General features: G+C 42.7%; 2 protein-coding genes. One reads left to right on the top strand and one right to left on the bottom strand.

Features of this window, described 5'->3' with window-relative positions:
- Positions 1 to 120 precede the first annotated feature (120 nt).
- Positions 121 to 276, bottom strand: coding sequence for a hypothetical protein (locus tag A3739_RS29000; RefSeq protein WP_156493682.1), 156 nt, complete (start codon positions 274 to 276; stop codon positions 121 to 123).
- Between the two features lie 179 nt (positions 277 to 455).
- Between A3739_RS29000 and nhaA the strand changes: the two genes are divergently transcribed.
- On the top strand, positions 456 to 1,329 hold an 874-nt coding region (gene nhaA / locus A3739_RS26325; RefSeq protein WP_068503350.1), incomplete at its 3' end, for a Na+/H+ antiporter NhaA.

Genomic DNA, 1,329 nt, shown 5'->3' on the forward strand with positions numbered 1-1,329 from the left:
ATTTGCTTTACGAGTCCATGCTTTATTTTGGTTTATATCTAAAGAACAAAAGCATCTAAATAAGTTCACGCGTGGGTAAATAGCTCCGGAATTATTCAACCAACACCTGTCAACATGCCTTTAAAAAGTATGTGTGGAACCAACTTTCGCATGATCACTCAACAATGCGCTCAAGTCTGTATTGATATGAATACTCTCTGGTGCGTCAGGTCCCGAACTACTGCTGCAAGCAAATAATCCAACGATCACAGAACTCACCATCAAACCTTTTTTCATGTCAGCGCCCTTTTTGATTTTGGGCCCTACAGCTAAGTACAAAAATTCACAAGCTCAAGTACAACATTACGTTTTTAGATATTCCAAGGAGCCCTTTCCTCGCTTAAAATTCGTTAAAACCGAATGTTTTTTATAAATATTCGACTATTCCTATTGCTTGGGAACAAGCGGAGAGATGGATGAACCACGAAGACCGTCAAGAAACACACGATTCCAAAGATTTTAAAGACATGATCGATCATGACGCCCTAAGCGGGGTGTTATTGATTGCAGCCGCCGTGTTAGCGCTTATTTTTGCCAATACCAGATTACAAGGCGTGTATTACGGCACCTTAGATATTCCGATCCAAGTGTCATTTGGCGATTTTATTATCAACAAACCGCTTCTACTTTGGGTCAATGACGGTTTGATGGCGATCTTCTTTCTCGTTGTAGGCTTGGAAGTTAAACGAGAAATGATCGAAGGCAGCTTATCTTCTTTTGATCAAGTACTTCTGCCGGCTATTGGCGCTGTGGCCGGTATTGCAATACCCGCCCTTATTTACTGGGTGATAAATAGTGAAGATCCGATGTCGGTTCGTGGCTGGGCGATTCCATCCGCAACAGATATCGCATTCGCACTCGGCCTCTTTAGTTTGTTTGGAAAAAGCTTACCATTGTCTTTAAAGCTATTTTTACTTTCTGTCGCGATTTTCGATGATATCGGAGCGATCGTGATCATTGCGATTTTTTACTCTAGTGAACTCTCAACTACCTCATTAATCGTCGCTTCATGGGGGCTAATCGTATTGTTTGCTTTCAACCGTATGAAAGTTTCGAAGGTTGCGCCCTACCTGCTTGTCGGCACAGTTGTTTGGGTCGCGGTATTAAAATCAGGCGTGCACGCAACATTGGCAGGCTTTGCTATCGCATGGTTTATTCCGCTTTATCAAACAAACGACAACGGCTTAAGTTTGGCGAAAGAACTCGAGCATGACTTCCATCCCTGGGTAGCCTTCTTTATTTTGCCGATATTTGCGTTTGCCAATGCGGGTGTATCTTTAACAGGCTTAG

This window comes from Oleiphilus sp. HI0067 (assembly GCF_001635735.1).